Source organism: Lacimonas salitolerans (assembly GCF_042677865.1).
In the GTDB taxonomy this organism is placed as follows: Bacteria; Pseudomonadota; Alphaproteobacteria; order Rhodobacterales; family Rhodobacteraceae; genus Lutimaribacter; species Lutimaribacter salitolerans.
In genome coordinates this window covers 1-2,109 of sequence record NZ_JBHUDD010000023.1, presented here as the reverse complement: position 1 = coordinate 2,109, position 2,109 = coordinate 1, and the positions used below count along the sequence as shown (strand labels likewise).

Sequence of the window (2,109 nt, the reverse complement as noted above, 5' to 3'; positions counted from 1 at the left end):
CGCCTCACGTCGTGACAACAACATCTGGTGCGACCCTGAACAGGCCAGTGCGCCTTAACCCACACAAATCGCGAAGGGACCGCCATTTCTCGGCCAACACCATGTGTCAGCTGTTTCTCGACATCTACAAGGCTGTGGGGCTCAAGGATGCAAGCAGCCATTCAGGGCGACGCACCTACATAACGCGGCTGGCCAACAAGGGCGTGGGTGTGCGCTTGCTGGCGGAACTTGCGGGGCATTCTCATATATCGACAACACAGAGGTATATTGATGTGAACGCAGAGCAGCTCTCAGCGGCGGTCGAGCTGCTATAGAATTGTCAATGCTCTTGCTCTGAACGATCCAATTTATCCAAGAGCTCAAGCCCCCGAGCAGGAGAACCTGTTGCAGCCATGCGCCGATATCTGAGCTCAATGTCGTTTTCAGTTAAGGCTTGAGCCGTAAGCTGTTCGAACAGTTTGTTGAGGCTGATGCCGCGTGCCTGTGCCATTGCCTTCAGGCGCTGATGCTGATCTTCGGGTAGTCTAACTGTCACAACGCTCATCTGTTTCTCCATAGATGCATGAATTCAGCAGCTGTCGCTAGTTTCAGATGTGGAAACTGAAGCTCCATCTCGGCAAAGTCGCGTTCATTCTGCGTGATGATATAGTCGGCGTTTCCCGCTACTGCCAAGTCGACCACATGATTATCGGCTTCATCGCGCAGGTTTGGCCGCCATGTGTAATAGATCGGTGTCCACTGCGTCACACTCAAGAAGGCTGCAAATAGGTCTTGGCGTTCGGTGCCGGTGAGCGCGCAGTTCCGAAATACATCATCGCGCGACAGCACATCTTCCATCTCAGCAAAGAGCGCCAAGCTGATCACGGGCTGAACTTGACCTTGCAAGCAGAGCCGCAACACTGCGCGGGCGGCACCGCCTTCGCGCAGCATGGCACCCACAATGATGTTTGTATCAAGGACAACTTGCATACAGAGATGATAGCATATACGCCATCATCATCGCAATGCGCTTGTACCATGCGCTGTTGTTCAGCCGCTTATCTTCACGACGGCAAAAACATTGCTTCACCCCAAAACCTTGGCCAATGCATCCTCAGTGAGCCGTCCTTGCTCAAGCGCGGTCAATGCCCGGATGCGCAGGTCTTCGTCCAGTGCATAGCCTTCCTGTGACACACCCAAGGCAATGAGCAAAGTGGCTTCACTCAGCTTGCCTGCGTCAAACAGATCAAACGCTTTGGCTGCAGCGGACAGGGTAGGGGGCGGCACAGGCTCACCTGGAATATCCGGCTCGCTAGTCGGCGTTTGATCGACCTGTTCCGCAGCGTCAGGGCGATCTGCGCGTCCCGAATGCAGCCCTGGATTCATGAAGGGCGACAGCTTGCTGTAAAAGCGATCCAACACACCCGTGCTGTTGCCCATCTGTCGGCTGAGCACATGCGTGCTAACGCCGCGCTGCAGGTCCAACGTGGCGTAGAAGTGCCGCCAACTGTATAGCGTGCGCTTCTTGCCGTCAGCGCCATACACCAGCCCCAGCCGGTCCAACAGCTTTTCGAAATTGCGCGCGAGATTGGCCCGCGCAGCACGCTGTCCCAAACGCGTGACAAAAACGTATTCGTCCAGTTTGGCATCGATCACTTCATGCAGCGTCATGCTGGACAGTTCTGGGTTCAACTCAACTTGGCGCTCAAAGGGACGCACAGCACGGTCCCGTGCCACCAAAGGCCGCTGTCCTGTTTTACCGTCCACGAACAAGCCCAGATAGGTCTCGTCACGCTCGGTGATCCACAGCAGGTTCTTCCACCTCAGGTCCAAGGCTTCCGTGCCATGACGCATGCCCGTATTGGCCAGGATCAGCACGTAGTTGCGCAGCACCTCGCGCGTACCTGCAGTGACCGGTTTGTCGGTGGTTTTGTGGAATGACCTCAGCTCGGTGTAGATCATCTTGTATTCGTCACGCGTGAAACTGCCCCGGCTTTCGGTCTTGAGCCCATCATTGATCGGCTTTGGGCGAATGGCATGTGTGATCCAACCGCCACGAAAATCTGCTGATCACTGGCCCAACAGGCTTAGGAAAAAGCTGGATTGCGTGCGCCCTCGGAAACAAGGCCT

The 2,109-nt window shown here is 55.6% G+C and carries 5 protein-coding genes; 2 read left to right on the top strand and 3 right to left on the bottom strand.

Going from position 1 to position 2,109, the window contains the following annotated elements:
* Positions 1-314: tyrosine-type recombinase/integrase (locus ACFTOW_RS02125; RefSeq protein ID WP_379912594.1), on the top strand; the 314-nt coding region annotated here is incomplete at its 5' end.
* 5 nt (positions 315-319) lie between these two features.
* On the opposite strand, the gene ACFTOW_RS02120 is transcribed toward ACFTOW_RS02125, so the two are convergent.
* The 3 genes from ACFTOW_RS02120 to ACFTOW_RS02110 all read right to left on the bottom strand — a co-directional run bounded on the left by ACFTOW_RS02120 (position 320) and on the right by ACFTOW_RS02110 (position 1,941).
* Positions 320-544 (bottom strand): toxin-antitoxin system HicB family antitoxin, encoded by a 225-nt coding sequence (locus ACFTOW_RS02120; protein ID WP_379912592.1) that lies wholly within the window; start codon positions 542-544, stop codon positions 320-322.
* Positions 541-969 (bottom strand): putative toxin-antitoxin system toxin component, PIN family, encoded by a 429-nt coding sequence (locus tag ACFTOW_RS02115; protein WP_379912590.1) that lies wholly within the window; start codon positions 967-969, stop codon positions 541-543. Before ACFTOW_RS02115 ends, ACFTOW_RS02120 begins: the two co-directional genes overlap by 4 nt.
* 96 nt (positions 970-1,065) lie before the next feature.
* Positions 1,066-1,941 carry a tyrosine-type recombinase/integrase gene (locus ACFTOW_RS02110; RefSeq protein ID WP_379912588.1) on the bottom strand — a complete coding sequence of 292 codons (876 nt, stop codon included), beginning with the start codon at positions 1,939-1,941 and terminating at the stop codon, positions 1,066-1,068.
* Positions 1,942-2,042: 101 nt separating this feature from the next.
* Here ACFTOW_RS02110 and ACFTOW_RS02105 point away from each other — a divergent pair.
* Positions 2,043-2,109, top strand: a 67-nt coding sequence (locus ACFTOW_RS02105; protein ID WP_465261598.1) for a hypothetical protein, incomplete at its 3' end; no start/stop codon positions are given.

Coding starts and splice junctions, on each gene's coding strand:
- ACFTOW_RS02120 (WP_379912592.1), bottom strand. CDS start 544: ATGAGCGTTGTGACAGTTAGACTACCCGAAGATCAGCATCAGCGCCTG.
- ACFTOW_RS02110 (WP_379912588.1), bottom strand. CDS start 1,941: ATGATCTACACCGAGCTGAGGTCATTCCACAAAACCACCGACAAACCG.
- ACFTOW_RS02115 (WP_379912590.1), bottom strand. CDS start 969: ATGCAAGTTGTCCTTGATACAAACATCATTGTGGGTGCCATGCTGCGC.